Annotated in this window: 7 protein-coding genes; 1 reads left to right on the top strand and 6 read right to left on the bottom strand. The window is 71.2% G+C overall.

Annotation, left to right across the window (positions count from 1 at the left end):
- Positions 1–20: 20 nt before the first annotated feature.
- Entirely contained in the window at positions 21–13,892 is a 13,872-nt protein-coding gene (locus tag D7V97_RS13700) for a non-ribosomal peptide synthetase (RefSeq protein WP_147444808.1), read from the bottom strand.
- Positions 13,893–13,995: 103 nt separating this feature from the next.
- Positions 13,996–15,633, bottom strand: coding sequence for a PAS domain-containing sensor histidine kinase (locus D7V97_RS13695; protein ID WP_147444807.1), 1,638 nt, complete (start codon positions 15,631–15,633; stop codon positions 13,996–13,998).
- A gap of 213 nt (positions 15,634–15,846) precedes the next feature.
- Between D7V97_RS13695 and D7V97_RS13690 the strand changes: the two genes are divergently transcribed.
- Entirely contained in the window at positions 15,847–17,157 is a 1,311-nt protein-coding gene (locus D7V97_RS13690; RefSeq protein ID WP_120611071.1) for a DUF4082 domain-containing protein, read from the top strand.
- Between the two features lie 66 nt (positions 17,158–17,223).
- On the opposite strand, the gene D7V97_RS13685 is transcribed toward D7V97_RS13690, so the two are convergent.
- From D7V97_RS13685 to D7V97_RS13670, 4 genes are all read right to left on the bottom strand, one after another.
- Positions 17,224–18,672, bottom strand: coding sequence for a glycoside hydrolase family 43 protein (locus D7V97_RS13685; RefSeq protein ID WP_120611070.1), 1,449 nt, complete (start codon positions 18,670–18,672; stop codon positions 17,224–17,226).
- A 172-nt stretch (positions 18,673–18,844) separates the two neighbouring features.
- Entirely contained in the window at positions 18,845–19,861 is a 1,017-nt protein-coding gene (locus D7V97_RS13680) for a DUF2071 domain-containing protein (protein ID WP_120611069.1), read from the bottom strand.
- Positions 19,858–20,472, bottom strand: coding sequence for a hypothetical protein (locus D7V97_RS13675; protein WP_120611068.1), 615 nt, complete (start codon positions 20,470–20,472; stop codon positions 19,858–19,860). Before D7V97_RS13675 ends, D7V97_RS13680 begins: the two co-directional genes overlap by 4 nt.
- A gap of 10 nt (positions 20,473–20,482) precedes the next feature.
- A partial coding sequence (locus D7V97_RS13670; RefSeq protein WP_120611067.1) for a family 16 glycosylhydrolase occupies positions 20,483–22,419 on the bottom strand: 1,937 nt, incomplete at its 5' end.

Below are 22,419 nucleotides of genomic sequence, written 5' to 3'. Positions count from 1 at the left end.
CTCCCTCCTCCAGAAGCCTCTCACCCCAGCTCGCGCAGGTGGTGGCGGAGCCGCTCCGCCACCGCGGAAGCGTGAGGCTCGACCAGCATCGAGTAGTGGTCTCCCGGCACCTCGTACACGGTGAGCGGGCCCGTGAGCCACGTGCTCCAGTCCGGCTGCTGCCCCGTGCTGGCGGCGGCCCGGAGGAGGAGGGCAGGCCCCGCGTAGCCACCGTGGGGCACGTAGCCGCGCTGGGCTTCGTAGAGCCGCTGATACAGCGTGTAGAGGCGCTCGGCGGTGTCCAGGTCCAGCGCCACGTTGCTCGCCGGCGCGCTCCGGGCCGCCTCCAACACGGTGGCTAGCAGCTCCCGTCCCTCCAGGCGCCGCAGCTGCTCCAGGTCCAGGGGCAATCCCTGCCATGGCAGTCCCAGCGTCCGGGCGAAGAGGCCCAGCAGGCTGAGCGTGTCGGGCGCTGGACGGGGCTCGGGCGTGGGCACGGTGGAGTCCATCAGCGCCAGCAACTCCACCTGTTCACCGACGGCCTGGAGCTGACGCGCCAGCTCCAAGGCGACCAGTCCTCCCAGGGACCAGCCCGCGAGCAGGTACGGCCCCTGGGGCTGCACGGTGCGGACCTGGGCGAGGTAGTCGCGGGCCAGCGCTTCGACGGAGTCCGGGGGAAGCGCGCCCCCATCCAGGCCCGAGGCGAACAGGCCGTAGACGGGCCTCTGGCTTCCAAGCTGGCGGACCAGCTCGGTGTAGCCCAGCACGCTGCCGCCACCGCCATGGACGAGGAAGAGGGGCCGCAGGGGCGACGTGCCCGCGTCCAGCCGCAGCAGGTTCGCCGTGGGCTGGGCGGACTCCTGCAACGCCAGCTGCGCCAGCCGCTCCACGGTGGAGTGCTGGAAGAGGACGGAGACGGGAAGCGGGCGACTGGTGTGCTCGCGGATGGCGGCCATCAGCCGCAGGGCCAACAGCGAGTGTCCGCCGAGGTCGAAGAAGCTGTCGGTGACGCTGACGCGAGGCACGCGCAGCACGTTCGCGAAGGCCTGCGCCAGCTGCTCTTCCAGCGGCGTGCGGGGCGCGACGTAGGCGTTGGCCGAGGAGGCCGTCACCGACTCGGGAGCGGGCAGCGCCCTGCGGTCGACCTTGGAGTTGGAGGTGAGGGGCAGGGCGTCCATGCGCACGAGGGCGGAGGGCACCATGAACTCCGGCAGCCGGGTCCTCAGGTGCGCGCGGAGGGCCGTGGCATCGAAGGGCTCGGGGGCCACGACGTAGCCCACGAGGCGCTTGTCGCCGGGCACGTCCTCGCGGGCCAGGACGATGGCCTCGCGGACCTCGGGGTGGGTCTGCAACGCTGCTTCGATCTCGCCCAGCTCGATGCGGAAGCCCCGCACCTTCACCTGGTGGTCGGCGCGGCCGAGGAACTCCAGCACGCCGTCGTGCCGCCACCGCCCGAGGTCCCCGGTGCGGTAGACGCGGGCCCCGGGCTCCGACGCGAAGGGGTCGGGCAGGAAGCGCTCCGCGGTGCGCGCGGGCTGACCGACATAGCCGCGCGCCAGCCCGTCTCCGCCGATGTAGAGCTCGCCCGTGACGCCCGAGGGCACGGGTTGTCCGGAGGCATCCAACACATACACCTGCGTGTTCCCCACCGGGTGGCCCAGGGGGACGGAGGTGCCCACCTGCGCGGCGGACGTGAAGCGGTGGCTGGTGGCGAAGACGGTGCCCTCCGTGGGGCCATAGCCCGCCGTCACGGGGATGCGCAGCTCCTCCAGCACGCGGCGCACGTGGGGCGCGGGGATGACGTCACCCCCGGTCAGCAGCTGGCGCACGGAGCGCAACGCGTGCGGATGGGTGTCCACCACCTGCGTGAAGAGGCCGGCGGTGATCCACAGCGTCGTCACGCCGTGGCGCACCAGCACCTGCTCCAGCTCGTGCGGATCCGACGGGGGACGCGGCGGGAAGATGGCCAGCTTCGCGCCGTGCAGCAGGGCGCCCCAGATTTCAAACGTGGACGCGTCGAAGGCGAGCGGCGCCATGTGCAGCAGCGTCTCCTCGGGCCCGAGGTCGAAGTCCGTTGCGAAGACGGTGCGCAGCACGGCGGCATGCGACGACCCCACGCCCTTGGGCCGGCCCGTGGAGCCGGACGTGAAGACGATGTACGCGAGGCTGTCGGGCAGGGCGGCCCGTGGAGGCGCGTGCGTGGGCCAGGACTCCAGCGACAGCTCCTCCAGCACCACGGCAGGCAGCCCCTGTGAGGGCAGCTTCGGCAGCAGCGCGCGCGAGGTCACGACGACGCGAGGCGTGGCGTCTTCCACCATGGCGGCAAGGCGCTCGCGCGGGTAGGCCGGATCCATGGGCACGTACGCCCCGCCCGCCTTGAGGATGGCGATGAGCGTGACGAAGAGCTCCAGGGAACGCTCGAGCGTGACTCCCACGCGCGCGTCGGTGTCCACGCCCAACGCTCGCAGGTGCCACGCGAGCTGATTGGCGCGTGCATCCAGCTGTCGGTAGGTGAGGCGCGAATCGCCGAGCTCGACGGCGACCTTGTCGGGGAAGCGGTCCACCACCCGCGCGAAGACCTCCGCCATCGTGGTGCCACGCGGGTACTCGGTGGCGGTGGCGTTCCAATCCACCAACAGCCGCTGACGCTCGGCCTGCGTCAGCATGGGCAGGGAGCCCAGGGGCGCCTCGGGGCGGGCCACGAGTCCTTCCACCAGCGTGCGGAAGTGCTCCGCCATGCGCGCGACCGTGTCCGGCTCGAACAGGTCGGTGTTGTAGCTCAGCGCTCCCGTGTAGCCCTCGGGGGACTCCGCCAGGCCCAGCTCCAGCTCGAACTTGACGGTGGCCTCCTCCACGTCCAGCGGGCGCAACGTCAGCTCCTGCTTCCGGGGTGGGCGAGGGGAGACGTTCCGCAGGGAGAAGGCCACCTGGATCAGCGGGCCCCGGCTGGGGTCTCGCACGGGCCGCAGCTCTTCGACGAGCCGCTCGAAGGGCAGGTCCTGGTGCGTGTACGCCCCCAGCGCCATCTCCTTCACCTCGCGCAGCAGCTGGAGGAACGACGCGCTTCGGTCCACCCGGGCGCGCAGCACCAGCGTGTTGACGAAGAAGCCGACGATGCCCTCCAGCTCCCCCAGGTGGCGGCCCGCGATGGGCGAGCCGACGGCGAAGTCCTGCTGCCCCGAGTAGCGCGACAGCAGCACCTGCCAGGCGGCGAGCAGGGCCATGAAGGGCGTGGCCCCTTCCTGGTGGCTCAGCGCCTTGAGGCCCTGGGAGGCCGCGGGCGAGAGGGCCAGGTGCACCTGGGCGCCGTGGAAGGTCTCCACGGAGGGACGTGGCTTGTCCGTGGGCAGCTCCAGCGCGTGGGGCACACCCACGAGCTGTCGCTTCCACCACCCCACCTGCTCCTCCAGCACTTCTCCCTGGAGCCAGTCACGCTGCCAGGCCGCGTAGTCCGCGTATTGGATTGGCAGCGGCGGCAGGGGGGACGGCAGCCCCCGCGAGAACGACAGATAGAGGGCGGCCATCTCCTCGACGAGGACGCGACTGGACCAGCCGTCGGAGACGATGTGGTGCACCGTGACGAGCAGCACGTGGCGCTGCTCGGACAGGCGCAGCAGGGTGGTGCGGATCAGCGGGGCGACGGCCAGGTCGAAGGGCTTCAGCGCCTCCTCGTGCGCGAGCCGCCGGGCCTCCGCGTCCTTCTGCGTCTCCGGCACGTGGCCCAGGTCCACCCGCGCGAGGGGCACGTCCGCATACGGGTGGATCCGCTGCACGGGGTCGCCGTCCTCGCGCGTGTGGAACGTGGTGCGCAGCGCTTCGTGGCGCTGGACGAGCCCCTGGAGACCCCGGGCCAGGGCCTCGGGGTTCAACGGGCCGTCGAGCCGTACTGCGGCGGGGATGTTGTAGAAGGGGCTCCCTGGATGGAGCCTGTCGAGGAACCACAGGCGCTGCTGGGCGAAGGACAGCGGCAGCGGCCCATCGCGGGGGACGGGCACCAGCGGAGGCATCCGCACGTCGTCGTGGGAGCGCCCGGCGCCTTCGATGCGTGTGGCGAGCTCGGCGATGGTGGGCGCCTCGAAGAGCGTGCGCAGCGGCAGCTCCATGCCCAGCTCCGTGCGCACGCGCGATACCACCTGCGTCGCCAGGAGCGAGTGCCCACCCAGCGCGAAGAAGTCATCCTTCACGCCCACCCGGGCCACGCGCAGCACGTCGGCCCAGAGGGCCGCGAGCTTCGCCTCCAGCTTCGTGCGCGGCGCTTCGTAGGTGTTGCTGGACTGCCGCGCCTCCGGCTCCGGGAGGGCCTTGCGGTCCACCTTGCCGTTGACGTTGAGCGGCAGTGCCTTCAGGACCACCACCGTCGCGGGCACCATGTACTCCGGCAGCCGTTGGCGCACGCCGGCCTTCAGCGCCTCCGCTTCCAGCGTGGCACCCGCCTTCGCCGCGACGTACGCGACGAGGCGCCTCTCCACGCCCGCTCCCTTCGCGACCACCACGGCGTCCTTCACGGCTTCCTGTTCACGCAGGGCGGCTTCGACTTCGCCTGTCTCGATGCGGAAGCCGCGCACCTTCACCTGGAAGTCCATGCGGCCCAGGTACTCCAGCACGCCGTCCGCCCGGTACCGTACGCGGTCTCCCGTGCGATACATGCGGCTGCCCGCGGGGCCGTGCACTTCCGGCAGGAACTTCTCCGCCGTGAGGTCCGGACGCAGCAGGTAGCCGCGCGCCTGTCCTTCGCCCGCGAGGTACAGCTCTCCCGCCACGCCCACCGGTACCGGTTGCAGGAATGCGTCGAGCACGTACGCGCGGGTATTGCTGAGAGGCCGGCCGATGTTCGGCACCTCCTCGCGTCCCACCAGCGACCACGTTGAGTACGTCGTGTCTTCGGAGGGGCCGTAGAGGTTGTAGAGCTTGCGCACCGTCGGCACGCCGTACACCTGCTTCGCCAGCGCCTCGGGCAGGGCTTCGCCCGCGAGGTTCACCACGCGCACGGACGGAGGCACCGCGCCCAGCCGCACCAGCTGCGACATCGCCGACGGCACCGTGTTGATCAGCGTCACCTCGGCGTTCGGCTTTTCTTCGGCCAGGTGCAGCGCGTCGCGCACCACCACCACGCTGCCGCCCCGCACCAGTGGCGCGAACAGCTCGAACACCGACAGGTCGAAGTTGAGGGACGTCGCCGCCAGCACGGCCTTCGTCTCTTCCTCGTCGAACGTCTCCTGTGCCCACGTCAGGAGCGCCACCGCGTTCCGGTGCGTCACCGCCACGCCCTTGGGCCTGCCCGTGCTGCCCGACGTGTAGATGAGATAGGCCACGTTCTCCGGCTGCACTTCCGCCGGGAGCGCCAGGGTTGATTCGTCGGCCAGGGCCTCGTCGTGGTCCAGACACACCGCCTGCGCGGTGAATGCCGGCAAGGACTCCAACAGGTGCGAGTGCGCGACCAGCGCCGGGCCCTGAGCGTCTTCCAGCAGCCAGCCCAGCCGCTCCTTCGGGTAGCTGGGGTCCAGCGGCACGTACGCGCCACCGGCCTTGAGGATGCCCAGCGTTCCCACCACCACGTCCGCCGTGCGCTCCACGCACAGGCCCACGCGGACCTCGGGCCTCACGCCCAGCTTGCGCAGCCGGTGCGCCAGTTGGTTCGCCTTCGCCTCCACCTCCCGGTACGTCAGCCTTTGCTTGCCGCTCACCACCGCGAGGGCTTCCGGCGTCTTCCGTGCCTGCGCCTCGAAGAGCAGGGGAATCGTCGCGTCGCGCGGGTACTCCGCCTGCGTCTGGTTCCACGTCACCAGCAGCTGCTTCCGCTCGCCCTCCGTCAGCAGGGGCAGCTCGCCCACGCGCATGTCCGGACGGGCGACCGCGGCCTCCAGCAGCATGCGCAGGTGCTCCACCATCCGGACGAGGGTGGCGGGCTCGAACAGGTCCGTGCGGTAGCTCAGCGTTCCGTGCAGGCCCTGCGCCGTGCGCGCCAGATCCAACGTGAGGTCGAACTGCGTCGTCTGGAAGTCCTGCTCCAACGGCAGCAGCCGGAGGGGCGTGGCGCGTCCCGGCCCACTGGCCAGCGTCACGGGTTGCAGCGGCACGTTCTGCAGGGCGAGCAGGACCTGGAACAGGGGCGAGTGGCTCAGGCTGCGGCGCGGCTGCAACGCCTCCACCAGCTTCTCGAAGGGCGCGTCCTGGTGCTCATAGGCCGCGAGTGTGGTGGCGCGCACCTTTCCCAGCAGCTCGCGGAAGGTGGCCTTCGGATCGACGTGCGTGCGCAGCACCAGCGTGTTGACGAAGAAGCCGATGAGCCCCTCCGTCTCCTCGCGCGTGCGGCCCGCGATGGGCGAACCGATGGTGATGTCCTCCTGCCCGGCGTAGCGGGAGAGCAGCACCTGGAAGGCGGACACGAGGCCCATGAACAGCGTGCCGCCCTCGCGCTGGCTCAGCGCCTGGAGTGAATCGGTCAGCGCCGCCGACAGCCGGACGGGCACCTGGGCGCCCCGGTAGGACTGGACGCTCGGGCGTGGCTTGTCGGTGGGCAGCTCCAGCAGCGGCGGCGCTCCGGCGAGCTGCTGACGCCAGTACGCCATCATGTGCTCCAGGACCTCGTCCTTCAGCCACGCGCGCTGCCACGCCGCGAAGTCGACGTACTGGACAGAGAGGGGCGCCAGCCGGGGTGGCTGGCCCGACGCATGCGCCGCGTACAGCGCGGTCAGCTCCCGCACGAGCACGCCCATGGACCACCCGTCGGAGACGATGTGGTGCAGGTTCAACGACAGCACGTGGGCTTCGGGGCCCAGGCGCCGCAGCGAGACGCGCAGCAGCGGTCCCCGGGCCAGGTCGAAGGGGCGCACGGCCTCTTCGCGCAGCCCCTGCTCCAGCGCGGTGTGAACGGCTTCCGGAGTGAGCGCGCTCAGGTCCACCTGCTCCAGGGCGCGGGGCACCGCGGGGAGGATGACCTGGACGGGCTCGCCCTCCTGCGAGACGAAGACGGTGCGCAGCGATTCGTGGCGCGCGATGAGCGCGGCGAAGGCCTGCTCCAGCGCGGCCACGTCCAGCGGGCCCTCGACCCGCAGGGCCATGAAGAGGTTGTACGCGGCGCTGCCGGGCTCCAGCTGATCAATGAGCCACAGCCGCTGCTGCGCGAAGGACAGGGGCAGTGCGCCGTCCCGCGCCACGGGGACCAGCGGCGGCGGTGGGGGGAGGGCCACGGCTCCGCGCGCGCGCCACTCCAGGGCCCGCCGGTGCGCCTCCGCCCAGGTCAACGTGCGGCCCTCGTGTTCCGCGGCCACTGCTTCCGGATGGAGGCGGGCCTGCGTCTGGAGGAGCACGGGCGGACAGGCATCCTCTGCCGTGGCGGGCGTGCTCCCTTCGTGGAACTGGAACAGCAGCTCGCGTTCCCCGGGCGTGAGCATGGGCAGCGTGGAGAGGCGGCGCTCCGGCTCCTGGAGGGCGCCCTCCAGCAGCGTGCGCAGGTGGCCCACCATGTGGCCCGCGGTCGAGGCGTTGAAGAGATCGGTGTTGTACTCGAGCAGGCCCTTCAGCCCGTCCGCCGTGTCGTTGAGGGCCAGGGTGAGGTCGAACTTCGCCGTGCCGCCGCGAGGCTCCAGCGGCTGGAGGCGCAGCCCCGTGCCCATCGTCTCCGGCATGGGCGCGTTCTGGTACGCGAGCATCACCTGGAAGAGGGGCGGGCGGCGAGGGTCGCGCTCGGGCCGCAGCGCCTCCACCAGCTTCTCGAAGGGCAGGTCCTGATGGGCATAGGCGCCCAGCGCCATGTCACGCACGCGGGCCAGCAGCTCCCGGAACGTGGGGTCCCCGTCCAGCTTCGTGCGCAGCACCAGCGTGTTGACGAAGAAGCCGATGAGCCCTTCGAGCTCCGCGTGGTGGCGGCCCGCGATGGGCGAGCCGACGGCCACGTCCTCCTGGCCGCTGTAGCGGGACAGCAGCACCTGGAAGGCGGCGAGCACCACCATGGACGGCGTGACGCCTTCACGCCGGCAGACCGCATGCATCGCGTCCGACAGGCCGCGAGGGAACTGGAAGGGCCACACCGCGCCGCGGAAGGTCTGCGCCGGAGGGCGGGGACGATCCGTGGGCAGCTCCAGCGCCTTCGGTGCGCCCTGGAGTTGCTGGCGCCACCAGCCCAGCTGCGCCTCCAGCGCCTCGTCGCGCAGCCAGCCGTGCTGCCACACGGAGAAGTCCGCGTACTGCACGGGCAGCGGCTTCAGCTCCGGGGCCCGGTGCTCCGCATGGGCCGTGTACAGCGTGGTCAGCTCCTGGAGGAACACGCCCATGGACCAGGCGTCGGAGATGACGTGGTGCAGGGTCAGCAGCAGCACGTGGTGCCGCGCCTCCATGCGCACCAGGAGGACGCGCCAGAGCGGACCGGACTCCAGGTGGAAGACCTGCCGCGCCTCCTCGTCGATGAGGGCGCGCAGCGTGAGGGCTGCATCCGGCAGGGCGCTCAGGTCCATCCAGCCCGCGGGCAGCGCGGGGGCCGGGGCGATGAGCTGCACGGGGCCGGCTTCCTGTTCGCGGAACGTGGTGCGCAGGGACTCGTGGCGTTGCAGCAGGTCGCGCAGGGCGCGCGTGAACGCCGGCACGTCGAGCGCTCCTTCCAGGCGCACGACGAAGGGGAGGTTGTACGCGGTGCTGTCGGGCTCCATCTTCGCGAGGAACCACAGCCGCTGCTGCGCGAAGGACAGGGGCAGTGCGCCGTCACGCGGCACCGGCCGGAGGGGAGGCACCGCCAGCGCGGGCCGCAGCGGGGCCTGGGTCTCCAATCGGCGTGCGACGGCCTCCACCGTGGGAGCCGCGAAGAAGTCCGCGATGGACAGCTCCGCCTGGAACGCGCGCCGGATGCGCGAGAGGATCTGCGTGGCGCTCAGCGAGTGGCCGCCCAGCTCGAAGAAGTGGTCCTCGGCGCCGACCGTGCCGGTCTGGAGGACCTCTTCCCAGAGCGTGGCGAGCAGTCGCTCCGTGTCCGTGCGCGGCGGGCGCGTGGGGACGCGCGTCTGGAACGTAGAAGGCGCGGGGAGCGCCTTGCGGTCCACCTTGCCGTTGGCGGTGAGGGGCAGGGCGGCCAGTCGTCCCAGGGCGGACGGCACCATGTAGTCGGGCAGCCGCTGCTTGAGGAAGGCGCGCAGCGCGGCCATGTCCAGGGACTCCGCGGCCACGACGTAGGCGACGAGGCGCTTGTCGCCGGGGACGTCCTCGCGGGCCACGACGACGGCCTCGCGGACCTCGGGGTGGGCGAGCAGCGCGGCTTCGACTTCCGCCAGTTCGATGCGGAAGCCGCGCACCTTCACCTGCGCGTCGGTGCGGCCGAGGAACTCCAGCACACCGTCCTCGCGCCAGCGGGCGAGGTCACCCGTGCGGTAGAGGCGGGCTCCCGGAGTGGAAGCGAAGGGATGGGGGAGGAAGCGCTCGGCGGTGAGCGCGGGCTGGCCCACGTAGCCGCGCGCCAGGCCTTCACCGCCAACGTAGAGCTCGCCCGTGACGCCCGGGGGCACGGGCTGTCCGGAGTCATCCAGCACATAGACCTGGGTGTTCCCCAGCGGGCGACCCAGGGGGACAGCGGACTCCACCTGCGCGGCGGAGGTGAGGCGGTGGCTGGTGGCGAAGACGGTGGTCTCCGTGGGGCCATAGCCGGCCGTCACGGGGAGCCCCAGTTGCTCCAGCACGCGGCGCACGTGCGGGGCGGAGATGACGTCGCCACCGGTGAGCACCTGGCGCAGCGAGCGCAGCGCGGGCAGATGGGTGTCCACCACCTGGGCGAAGAGTCCCGCGGTCAGCCACAGCATCGTCACGCCGTGGCGCACCAGCACCTGCTCCAGTTCGTGCGGATCCGACGGGGGATGCGGCGGGAAGACGGCCAGCTTCGAGCCGTGCAGCAGCGCGCCCCAGACCTCCAGGGTGGAGGCATCGAAGGCGAGCGGCGCCATCAAGAGCAGCGTCTCTTCAGGACCGAAGTGGGCGAAGTCCACGCCGAAGAGGGTGCGCAGCACGGCGGCGTGCGGCGTCCCCACGCCCTTGGGTCTGCCCGTGGAGCCAGACGTGAAGTCGATATACGCGAGGCTGTCGGGCAGGGCCGCCAGGGGAGGCGCGTGCGTGGGCTCGGCGTCCAGCGACAGCTCCTCCAGCACCACGGCGCGCAGTCCCTGCTGCGGCAGCTTCGGAAGCAGCGCGCGCGAAGTGACGAGGACGCGGGGGCTGGCATCCTCCACCATGGCGGCCAGACGCTCACGCGGGTAGGCCGGATCCAGCGGCACGTAGGCACCACCGGCCTTGAGGATGGCGACGAGCGAGACGATGAGCTCCAGGGAGCGCTCGAGCGCGATGGCCACGCGCGAGTCGGTGTCCACGCCCAGCGCGCGCAGCTGCCACGCGAGTTGATTGGCGCGTGCATCCAGCTGCCGGTAGGTGAGGCGCGAGTCCCCGAACTCGACGGCGACCTTGTCGGGGAACCGGGCCACCACCTGCGCGAAGACCTCCGCCATCGTGGAGCCACGCGGGAACTCCGCGGCGGTGGCGTTCCACTCCACCAGCACCCGCTGGCGCGCTTCGGCCGTGAAGGGCGCCCCGGCGTCGCCGCGTGACGATGCGGGGGCGCGGGCCTCCAGTGCTTTCGCCGCGTCTTCCAGCGGAATCGTGGGCACGGGCCGCGCGCGGACCTCGTGCTGCTTGCGCGCGACGGGCGCGGGTTGCGACCTTCCCGCGAGGGCCTCGTCGATGAGGCGGGCCACGGCGTCCAGCGCGGGCGACTCGAACAGGCGCCGGAGGGGCAGCTCCACCGCGAAGGCCTGACGGATCCGACTGAGGGCCTGCGTGGCCAGCAGCGAATGGCCTCCCAGCTCGAAGAAGCTGTCGTGGGCTCCGACGCGCGTGACGCCGAGCAGCTCCTGCCACAGCGCGGCCAGGCGCTCCTCGGTGGGCGTGCGCGGCGCGACATGGTCCCGCGTGCCACCCGCCGCCAGGTCCGGCGCGGGGAGCGCCTTGCGGTCCACCTTGCCGTTGGTCGTGAGCGGCAGCGCGGACAGCACCACCACGGCCGCGGGCACCATGTACTCGGGCAGGACGTCCTTGAGGGCCGCCCGCAGCTCGGTGCCATCGACGGCCAGGCCTTCGCGCGGCACGGCGTAGCCCACCAGCCGCTTGCCGCCGGGGCCGTCCTCGCGCGCCACCACCACCGCTTCGCGCACCGAGGGCAGCTTCGCGAGCGCGGCCTCCACCTCGCCCAATTCGATGCGGAAGCCGCGCACCTTCACCTGCGCGTCCGCCCGACCGATGAACTCCAGCGTGCCGTCCTCGCGCCAGCGCACCACGTCGCCCGTGCGGTACAGCCGCGCTCCTGCCTCGCCGGAGAGGGCATCCGGCATGAAGCGCTCGGCCGTCAGCGCGGGCCTGCCCGCGTAGCCGCGCGCCACGCCCACGCCGCCCAGGTGCAGCTCGCCCTTGACGCCCACGGGCACGGGCTCGCCGCGCGCGTCCAGCACATACGCGCGCACGTTGGCCAGCGGCCGGCCGATGGAGGGCACCTGTCCATCCGCCACGCACTCGATGAGCGTGGCCATGACGGTGGCCTCCGTGGGGCCGTAGGTGTTGATCAGCCTGCGGCCCGGGGCCCACCGCGCCACCACCTCCGCGGGCAGCGCTTCACCGCCGGAGATGACGGTGCGCAGCGCGGGGAGTCCCTCCTCGGGCGTGGCCGCGAGCGTCGCGGGCGTGACGCTGATGACGGTGAGGGCCTCGTCGCGCACCAGCTTGCGCAGCGGCTCGCCCGGCATCAGGTCTTCCAGCGGCGCCAGCACCAGCGTGGCCCCGCTGCACAGCGTGGTGAAGATCTCCTCCACGGACAGGTCGAAGGAGAGGCTGGCGAACTGGAGCACGCGGCTGCCGGGCCCGATGCCGTACGCCACGGCTTCATGCGTGACGAGGTTGGTGACACCCCGGTGCTCGATGGCGGTCCCCTTCGGCGTGCCGGTGCTGCCGGAGGTGTAGAGCACGTAGGCGAGGTTTCGCGGGCCCACGCCGCAGACCACGGCCTCCGCGCTCTCGCTCGCGAGCGCGTCCCGCTCCGAGTCCAGGCACAGGGCCCGGGCCTGGTGCGCCTCTGGAAAACGGTCCCGCAGCGGGGCCTGCGTCACCAGCACGGTGGCGCCGCTGTCCTCCAGCATGAAGGCCAACCGCTCGCGCGGCAGCAGCGGATCCACGGGCACCCAGGCGCCGCCCGCCTTGAGGATGCCGAGCAGGCCCACGGCCACGTCCAGCGACCGCTCCACGCTCAGGGCCACGCGTACTTCAGGCCCCACGCCCCGGCGGCGCAGCGCGTGCGCGAGCTGGTTGGCGCGGGTGTCCAGCTGCGCGTACGTGAGCGACGTCCCCTGGAACTGGATGGCCAGAGCCTCGGGCGTCCGCCGCGCCTGGGCTTCGAAGAGCGCGTGCAGGCAGGTGGCTTCGGGGAAGGGCGCGGTGCCTCCGGTCCACTCACCGCGGACCTGTCGCTGCTCGGCCGCGTCCATCAGCGGCAGCTCGGAGATGCGTTGATCCGGAGCCGAGGCCGCGCCCTCCAGCAGCGTGCGCAGGTGCGCGAGCAGTCGCTGGATGGAGCCGGGCTCGAAGAGGTCCGTGTTGTATTCAGCGGTGACGCGCAGCCCCTGGGGCAGCTCCGTGGCGAGCAGCGACAGGTCCGTCTTGCTGGTGCGGTTGTCCACCGGCTGCGCATCCAGGACGAGCCCCGGCAATCGCAGCGGCGGCAGGGGTGCGTTCTGCAGCGTCAGCGCCACCTGGAAGAGGGGATTGACGCTCAGCTGGCGCTCGGGCTTGAGCGCATCCACCAGCTTCTCGAAGGGCACCTCCTGGTGGGCGTAGGCCTCCAGCGTCGTCTCCCGCACGCGCCCCAGCAGCTCGCGGAACGAGGGCTGCCCGGACAGGTCCGTGCGGAAGGCGAGGTAGTTGGTGAAGAGGCCGATGAGCCCCTCCAGCTCGGCGCGGCCACGGCCCGCGATGGAGGTGCCCACCACCACGTCCTGCTGCCCGGTGTAGCGGGAGAGCAGCACCTGGAAGCCGGCCAGCAGCACGCCGAAGAGCGTGGCGCCCTCCGCGCGGGCGAGCGCCTTGAGTGACTCGATGAGCGGCGCGGGCAGCACCTCGGTGAGGCGCGCACCGCGCCCGGAGGGGACGGCGGGGCGGGGCCTGTCCGTGGGCAGCTCCAGCACCGCGTCCGGATCCAACCGCTCCCGCCACCAGCCCAGGTGCGCGTCCAGCACCTCGCCCTTCAGGGCCTCGCGTTGCCAGACGGCATAGTCCGCGTACTGCATGGGCAGCGGCGGCAGCTGTGAGGGCTTGCCCTCCGCGAGCGCCGGGTACAGCGCGCTCAGCTCGTGCACCAGCACCCCCATGGACCAGCCGTCCGTGATGATGTGGTGCAGCTTGAGCAGCAGGATGTGTTCGAGCGCGTCCAGGCGGTACAGGACGGTGCGCAAGAGCGGCCCCTTCTCCAGGTCGAAGGGCTGGCGCGCCTCGTCGAGGATCCGCCGTTGGGCCTCGGCCTCGCGCTCCCCGCCGGGCAGCGACTGGAGGTCCACCACGGGCAGCGCCACGTCCAGGCTCGGCGCGATGCGCTGGAGGGGCCGCCCGTCCTGTTCAATGAACGTGGTGCGCAGCGGCGCATGGCGCTGCACCAGCTCCTGGAGGCTGGCGCGGAGCACGCCCGCGTCGAGCGCGCCGGAGAAGCGCACGCGGACGGGGATGTTGAAGGAGGCGCTGCCCGGGCTCAGGCGATCCTGGAACCACATGCGCTCCTGGCTGAAGGACACGGGGGCCTGCTGGACGGGACGCGCCTTGTTGCGCAGCAGCTCCGCCAGCCGCGCACGCTTCTGCTCCGGCGTGCCCCCCGTCGCCGAGCCGCTCCCCTTCGAATCCGCTGAACTCATGTTCACAGGATAGCTGGACAGCACGGGACAACGAGTGTGTGTCACCCTGCGACAGATGTTTCAGCAAGAGCCCTTCACCAGGAGTGTGTGATGCCCCGCGCTGCTAATCCTGCTCCCGCGCGGAGTGCTCCTTCGCGAAGGGGCGCGAGTCGAGGGGCAGGTCCACGAAGAAGGTGGTGCCGGAGTTCGGCGTGCTCGTCACGCCGACGGTTCCCCCGAGGGCCTCCACGACGCCGCGCACCACGGTGAGGCCCACGCCCCAGCCCGGCTGGGCGCCGCGCTCGGCCTCCACGCCCCGGTGGAAGTGCCCGAAGAGCCCCTCCTGCTCTTCGGGCGTGAGGCCCTTGCCCAGGTTGAGGACGCGCAGGCCGGCGCGGTGCTCGCTGCGGTGCACGCTGAAGGTGATGGGGCTGCCCTGCTCGCCATACTTCACCGCGTTGACGGCGAGGTTCTCCAGCACCCGCCGCAGGCCATCGCGGCTCCAGTAGCCCTCCACCTTCCCATCCGAGTGCACGAGGAAGCGGTCCCCGTGCACCGTGGCCAGCTCCTCCGCCACCTCCTGTGCCAGCGACGGGAGGTCGAAGTGCGACAGCTCCACCGTGAGCGCCCGGCCTTCGCGCAGGCGGCTGGCGTCCAGCAGGTCCGTGACCATCCGGTCCAGCCGCTCCAGGTTGGTCAACACCCGGGCCGCGTACTCCAGGTGGCGCTCATGGGCCTCGGGCCGGCGCAGGATGATCTGCGCGCTCATCTTCGCCGCCGTCAGCGGCGTGCGCAGGTCATGGGACACCATGGCGATGAAGCGCTCGCGCACCTCACGCTCCACCCGGAAGTTCTCCACCGTGCTGCGCGACAGGTCGCGCTCGCGCACCAGCAGGCTGCGCTCGGTGAGATCCTGCACCACCTTGGAGAAGCCGATGAGCAGGCCGTCCCGGTACATGGGGGTGATGAGCACGTCCGCCAGGAACGTCGAGCCGTCCTTGCGCCGGCGCATCCCCTCGCCGCGGAAGCGGCCCTCGCGCGCGGCGATGATCAGGTGCTCCTCCGCGTCACGGCGGGTCTGGCCCTCCTCCGTGTAGAGCATCCGGAAGTGGTGGCCCACCGCCTCCCGCACCGTGTAGCCCTTCACGCGCACACAGCCGAAGTTCCACGAGGTGATGACGCCTTCGGGATCCAGCGTGAAGAGCGCGTAGTCGTGCACCCCCTCCACGAAGAGCCGGAAGCGCTCCTCGCTCAGGGCGAGCGCCATCGTGCGCTCCTGGACCTGCTGATCCAGCAGCGCGTGGGCCTCCTGGAGCGCCTTGCGGCTGTCCTCCGCCTCCTGGCCCCGCTGCCGCGAGAACTCGCTGACCGCGTTGCGCACGCCGACCTGCACCGCGTCGAGCAGCACGTCGCGCTCGACCGTGCTCAGGGGGCCCTCCTCCTCCAGCACCTCGAAGAGCACCTGGCGCAGCAGCTGGTACTCGTGGATGACCTGCTCCAGGGAGTAGCTGCTCAGGGTCGCCCGCTCGTGGCCGTGCTCCCGGCCGAGCGCATGCTCCTTCTCCACCAGGGCCCGCACCGGCGAGGGATGCTCCAGGGTCGTGGCCAGCTCCGCGAGCATGTCTGGCAGGGAGTCCCGCAGGGCCGGCGAGGCCTCCGCCCGGGCGGCCGGTACCTTCTGCCGCGTCCGCTCCTCCCAGGTCTGGAGGATGCGTGGCGTGAAGCGCCTCAGGCGTTGAGCGGTGGGGGCAGGTGGGCTCACGAACTCGTCGTCCTTCGGCAACCGACAGGGCCGGTATTCGTCATTGGCACCCGGGACCGGCAACCCCCTTGCGCCGTGGCTCCAACCGAAGGTGAACACTCCCCGCCGTCAGGGCACGGTTGCGTGTTCTCCCGGAAATCAGGTTAGACGGGGCCGGGGCGCCGCCGCGCCGCCCGTCATTCGCGTCCGTCCCAGGCGGACGGGAGGTCCCTGATGAAGCAGGTTGGAATGGTCTCCTCGCTGCTCTCCGTCCTTCTCTTCTGCGCGCCCGGTCTCTCGCGCGCGCAGACCACCGCCTCGCTGTGGAACGGCACCACGGCGCCGGCTCCCGCGCAGGTGGATCCGGACACCACGGCCGTGGAGGTGGGCGTGCGCTTCCAGAGCTCCGCCCCCGGCGTCCTCGACAAGGTGCGCTTCTACCGGGACCCGGCCGCGGCCCTCACGACCAGCGCCGTGCACGTGTGGAGCGCGAGCGGCGCGCTGCTCGCCTCCAGCGTCTGGGTGGGGGAGGGCGGTCCGCACACGGGGTGGGTGACATTGGATCTCTACCCGGACGTCCCGCTGGCCGCGAACACGCAGTACGTCGTCAGCTACCACGCACCCGAGGGGCGCTACACCGTCACCGAGGGCGCGTTCACCAGCGGCTACACCGCCGGGGTGCTGTCGGTGCCCGTCGACGGCGGGGTGTATGGGTATGGGCCTCGGGGTACCTTCCCGACGGAGTCGTGGAACCACTCCAACTACTGGGTGGAGCCGCTCGTGAAGTTCTCTCCGCCGGAGACGCCGCTGTTCCTGCGGGCCTATCCTGGCAACAACGCCGCCGCGGTGCGCTGGGATGCCGCGTCCGGGGCGCAGACCTACGCGGTGCTTCGCGCGACCTCGGAGGCCGGGCCCTACCAGACGGTGGCGTCGGGTCTCACCCGCACGGCCTGGCTGGACACCAACGTGATGAATGGCATTGCGTACTTCTACCAGGTGCGCGCGTCCAACACGTACGGCACCAGCGCTCCGTCCTACCGGGCCACGGTGACGCCCGCGCCCACCGCGTACAGCCTGTGGCAGACGCCCGCGCCCTCCGGCGTCTTCGCGTCTGATGACACGGACGGCGTGGAGCTGGGGGTGCGGTTCAAGAGCGACGTGCCGGGCATCATCGACGCCGTGCGCTTCTACCGCGACCCCGGCGCACCGCTGGAGCAGCGCGGGGTGCACCTGTGGGACGCGCAGGGCGTGCTCCTGGCCACGGGCCTCTTCGTGGGCGAGGGCGGGCCGGGCAGCGGCTGGCAGACGGTGGACCTCTACCCGGACGTGGCCGTGCAGGAGAACACGGCCTACACCGTGTCGTACTACGCGCCGAATGGTGGCTACACCGTGGCGTCGCAGGCCTTCGTCATCCCGTACTACGCGCAGCCGCTGCACGTGGAGGCGGACGGCGGTGTCTTCGCCTACGGGCCCAGTGGCACGTTCCCCACGCTGAGCTGGGAGAGCTCCAACTATTGGGTGGAGCCCATCTTCCGCGTCCGCTGAAAAGCCATCCTGCTGCCGCTCCGGGGACAGGTGTTTCCCCGGAGCGGTGCAGGGGATGCGGATGCGCTACGGCATGGGCCGCGATCCGGCCGAGGGGGCCTCGGGGACCGCGGGCCAGCCATTGGGCCAGGTGATGGCATCCACGAGCATCAGCCGGTCCGTATGGGCGCTGTCCCACGCGTGATAGACCATGTACGTGTCGCCGCCCGGCCCCGTGACGACGGAGTTGTGGCCCGGGCCCACCCAGCCGCCGCCTGTCTTGAGGATGGGCGCGCCCAGCTTCGTGTACGGGCCCAGCGGGCTGGTGGCGCGGGCGACGCCCACCGCGTACGTGCTGTTGTAGTACGCGTTGCCACTGTAGAAGAGGTAGTAGTAGCCGCCCCGCGCGACGACCCACGGCGCCTCGACGACGCCGCCTTCCCAGGCGAGGTTGTTGGTGATGAGCGTGCGGCGCGTGCCGGTGAGCGCCAGGCCATCCGCCGACAGCGTCTGGCCATAGATGGGCGTCTGCTGGCCCACCGCGTTGCCGTCCGCCTTCCACACCAGATACGGCACCCCGGCGGTGTCCTGGAAGAAGGTGGCGTCAATCATCCCCATGCCCACGTCGTGCACGAGCGGATGGCCGATGTCGGTGAAGGGCCCGAGCGCGCTGGTGGCCGTGGCGGCGCCAATGGACAGCTTTCCGTCCGTGTGCCGCGCGGTGAAGTACGCGATGAACCGCGTCCCGACCTTGTGGATCTCCGGCGCCCAGAAGTCGCCCGTGGCCCACGTCGGCTTGCGCGTGGACGGGAAGATGGAGCCCGCGGCCGTCCAGGTGACGAGGTCCCGGGAGGTGCGCAGCGCGAACGCGTTGGCCGCGCCGCCCGACGTGCAGGCCGCGACGTACTGCGTGCCGTCATGGATGACGCCCGGATCCGCGCAGCCCACGGGCAGCACCGGGTTCGTGTACAGCCCGCCGCAGCCCGTGTAGCGCAATGACAGACCACACGCGTTCGCGCCGCTGAAGTACGGCTTCCAGCCGTTCGACAGCACCGTGTAGGAGTTGGGGGACTCGTTCGTGCAGCCCCGGTCCCAGGTCACGCGCCCGCCCGCGTCGTCGAACTGGGCCGTGTGCCCGGAGGGGCGCAGCCACGTCGCGCTGTAGGTAAGGCGCGTCGAACACGCGGTGGCGCCGGTGCAGTCCGTGTCGAGCGCCAGCACGCACGCGTTGTTGCCGGTGAAGTACGGCTTCCACCCATTCGACAGCACGGCGTAGGAGTTGGTGCCCTCGTTGACGCAACTGCCGTCCCACGTCACCAGGTCGCCCGCGACGTCGTACTGCGCCGGGTGGGTGGCGGGGCGGATCCACCGGTCGCCGTAGGTGATGCGCGTGCTGCACGCGAGCGCTCCGCTGGCGGTGCCCACCGGGGTCTCGTCTGGGAGCGAGGTGTCGGAATGCTCGTCGCCACAGCCGGGGGCGAATACCGAGACGGCCCCCAGGAGCGCGAGGGCCGGGATGAGCGACGGGTTCTTCATGGATGACCTCCAGACAGCGCGATGGAGGCCCGACCTAGCACGCAATACGTGTTAAATCATCTAAACAAGGATTTGTCGGTATTCCATGTCTCCGGGGCGGAGCGCCTGCTGGCCCGCATTGGACGCACGCTCACGCGGGCCTTCCAGCGCACCCCCGCGAGCACCGACAGCTTCAGCGCGCGTAACGCTCGCGACGCAGCGGACGCCAGCGGTAGGCGCACTCCTTGAGGTGCAGCACCGAGTCGAGCCGCGCGCCCGGAGCGAGCGGGCCCTCCTGGAGGTACTCGCAATACAACTGCACCGGCGTGGCGAAGCGCGCGTTCCACGGCTCGCGGTCGATGGTCAGCACGTAGACACACCCGTCCGCCACGCCGAACGCGTCGTAGCACTCGACCAGCGGCTCATGCAGCGCTTCGAGGTCCGTCCACACGCTGCCCTCGGGCGGCTGCGTCCGGGGCTCCGTATCGAAGACGCCCACCAGCTTCCCACCGGGGAAGGCGGGCTCTGGATCCACCCCCACCGTGAGCAGGTCGCCCTCGCGCGCCATCACCATCCGGGCTTCGCCAAACTCATGGAACTTGAACTCCTTGAGGGCGTTGCCCACGCCGCGCATCACCGGGTCGCTCGTCTCGCTGCGCACGAAGTAGCCGCCGCGCCGCCAGTCTCCGTTCGCGTTGCGGTAGCGCACCGCGGCCCGGTAGCTCACCTGGTAGAAGCAGACGCCCAGCAGGGGCATGAGGCCCCGGGGCCGCATGTCGCGCAGGGAGGACATCAGCACCTGCACCCAGGCCGTGCCGTGGAAGACCTCCGGCTCCAGCGGCGCGGGCAGCAGGCGCGCGAGCAGGCCCGGATCCACCGCGTAGTTGAGCGACACGGCCTCCACCCAGTGCGTCTGCACCTGCGTGAGCCACGGCACGGAAGGACACTCCTCCATGCCCTCGGAGCTGGGGCTGGGGTCCTGGGCCCGCGCGAGCGCGGCGTGCGCCTCCCGCAGCGCCTCGTGTCCCGAGGAAGTCAGCACCCACGCCCCTCGCGACGCCTGCACCTGTCCCGCCGCGACGAGCCGCCGCAGCACGCCCGCGGGCTCCACGACACCGGCCTCCAGCAGCCGCGCCGTGAGCGCCCGCTCGCTGAGCCCCAGCGGCTCCAGGGCCAGCGCCACCAGGGCCGCGAGTGACTCCGCGCTCATACCAGCCTCGGCCCCGCGTCCCCGGCGGCGAGCCGTCGGCTCCGGGCACGATGCAGCGCCAGGCCCGAGCCGAACTGGACGAGGAACCAGAGCCCGCCCAGCACGCCGAACCCGTGCGCCTCCAGGCGGGTCATTCCCAATGCGACCAGCGCGAAGAGCAGGGCCATGCCGTACCAGACGCGGCCCATCAGCGCGCCCATGGACGCGAAGGACATGGCGAACAGGACGCACGCCACCGGGGGAACGAAGAGCCGGTCCAACCCGAGCAGCAGGTTGAGCAGCGCCACCAGCACCAGCCCACCGATGAAGGTGGTCCAGATGGCCCAGATCTGCCGCTCGATGAACGAGCGCACCCCGGCCTGCTGGCCGCGCTTCATGAAGAAGATGCTGGCGAAGTTGATGCTGAGCAGCGCGCCCCACAGCAGCACGAAGGCGCCCGGGCCGCGCTGCCCCGACTCCCAGAGCCAGTCCGTGACCAGGAAGCCCCCGCCGTTGGTGAAGGCGTGGAGCATCCAGATGGCGCCCCAGTTCTGGAGCGCGGTGTCGTCGCGGGCCTGCGCGACGACACGGCGCATGAGCTCGAGGGCCTGGGTGGCTTCGGTGCGGTTCACGCCCGGCAGGCTACTGCTTTTGGTAGACGCGCACGTAGTCCACCTCGAGCGCCTGCGGGAACCGCGCGTCGTCGATGCCGTGGCGTCCGGCCCACTCACCGCCGATGGCGAGGTTCAGCAGCACGTGGGCGGGCGCCGCGTCGCGGCCGTCGTCGTACTTCCAGTGATACCCCCGGGTGACGAGCTTCCGGCCGTCCAGGTACGTGGTGGCGGTGTCCGCGTCCCACACCAGCCCGAAGGTATGCCATTGGCCGGCCAGCGAGCCCGCCGGGTCGCGGTAGTAGGTCCAATCCGAGTGGAAGTTCGGGTCGGTGTAGAGGAACCGGCCGTCGCGGAGCGCCGCGTCGCCGACGATGACGCCGGTGTGGACCATGTCCACGGTGTCCTCCACGCCGTTGACCACGTACTCGAAGATGTCGATCTCCGGCGGCCACAGCAGCTCACCGTTCGGTCCGTAGTCGGAGTTGAGCCAGAACGCCGGCCACACACCCACGCCGGATGGCAGCTTCACGCGCGCCTCGAAGTAGCCATACCGCTGGAGGTACGTCGAGCGGATCATCCCCGACTCGTAGTTGATGCCCGCCGGGTCGCTGGCCGTCACCTTGTAGGCGGTGAGCTTCAGCGTGCCGTTGGAGACGACGTGGTTGTTGTTGTCGCGGTAGCGCTGCTTCTCATCGTTGAGCCGGTCCAGCGTCTCGTTGGAGTAGATGTAGCGGGTCTTCCACTTCGTCCGGTCCAGCGTCGTGCCATTGAACTCATCGCAGAACTTCGGGGCGTAGCCGGTGGGGACGTACGCGCTGTTCTGGTCGCACCCGGCCGGGACGGTGCCGCCGATGGCCGGCAGGCTGCCACCGCTGGAGGTCCACACCTCCAGGCCCATGATGGACGCATCGCGAAGGCCGGCGACCAGCTCCACGGTGAGTGTGCCATTGCAGCCGCTGGTCGCGTTGGACACGGTGGCGGTGTAGGGCCCGTACTTGCGCCACTGGTTCTGCGCGAGCGAGACGGTGTCATACGCGGTGCCTTGCACCTTGACGGTGAAGGAGCGCCACTGGTTGGTGTTGTTCTCCAGGTGGTACGTGTAGAGCTGATACGTGCCATTGCATGCGGCCTGGGTGAGCTTGAGCCCGTCATTGCTCGCGGAGACATGGCTGTTGAGCAGCGACGCCAGGCCCGTGTCCGTCACCGCCGGAGAGAACGAGGCCGGGGCGATGGCGGTCTGCCAGGCATTGGGAGCACCCCCGGTGGAGGTCTGCACGGTGAGGCCCCCGCGCTTTGCGTCCGCCTCGGAGACGAAGGCCCGGCCGCCGACGGTGATCGCGGAAGCGGAGCCGCCTCCGATGTTGATGCCGCGCAGGAAGGTGGACTGCGGCGCGGCCTGGACGAGCGTGACCTCCAGCGCGTCGAAGGCGAAGGAGTTGGCCTCCATGAAGACCTTGAGCACATGGGTGCCCGCGGTGAGCTGGAAGGGCGCGCTCGTGAGGCTCGTCCATGTCGGCGTGTTGCCCGGGAAGGACAGGCTCCCCGTCACGTTCGTGCCGTCCACCTCGACGTGCAGCTGGCCCGGGTTCCACGGCACGCTCACGCGCGGAGAGACGGTGTACGTCCCGGGAGTGGCCACCGAGATGCTGTAGGCGAACCACTGGCCGGCTTCGATCCAGTGGAGGGCGTAGCCGCCGGAGGCGGTGGAGTCCGCGCGCAGGTCCATGGAGTCGGTGCGCGGATGCGCGTCACCCCAGTCGCCATGGCCGGTGTGATAGCCCACGCCCTCTCCGCCCGGATTGTAGGCCTCGGCCTCGATACGGCCGGGAACCGAGCCGAGCGCGGAGGCGCGTGCGGCCGTCTCCAGCGTGTGGCCCTGGCCGGCACCACCGGTATCGCGCCCACAGCCGGCGAGCGCCCAGAGCGCCACGGCGAGCAGGGGAGTGAGGAGGGGACGTCGGGAGG

Source organism: Corallococcus sp. CA053C, assembly GCF_003611675.1.
Taxonomy (GTDB): domain Bacteria; phylum Myxococcota; class Myxococcia; order Myxococcales; family Myxococcaceae; genus Corallococcus.
Note: the sequence above shows the minus strand (reverse complement) of the source record. Positions and strands in the feature narration are given on the sequence as shown.

What these genes read in the sequence shown, in the direction of transcription:
- D7V97_RS13700 (WP_147444808.1), bottom strand. Translation starts at nt 13,892, where the DNA reads ATGAGTTCAGCGGATTCGAAGGGGAGCGGCTCGGCGACGGGGGGCACG.
- D7V97_RS13685 (WP_120611070.1), bottom strand. Translation starts at nt 18,672, where the DNA reads ATGAAGAACCCGTCGCTCATCCCGGCCCTCGCGCTCCTGGGGGCCGTC.
- D7V97_RS13680 (WP_120611069.1), bottom strand. Translation starts at nt 19,861, where the DNA reads ATGAGCGCGGAGTCACTCGCGGCCCTGGTGGCGCTGGCCCTGGAGCCG.
- D7V97_RS13690 (WP_120611071.1), top strand. Translation starts at nt 15,847, where the DNA reads ATGAAGCAGGTTGGAATGGTCTCCTCGCTGCTCTCCGTCCTTCTCTTC.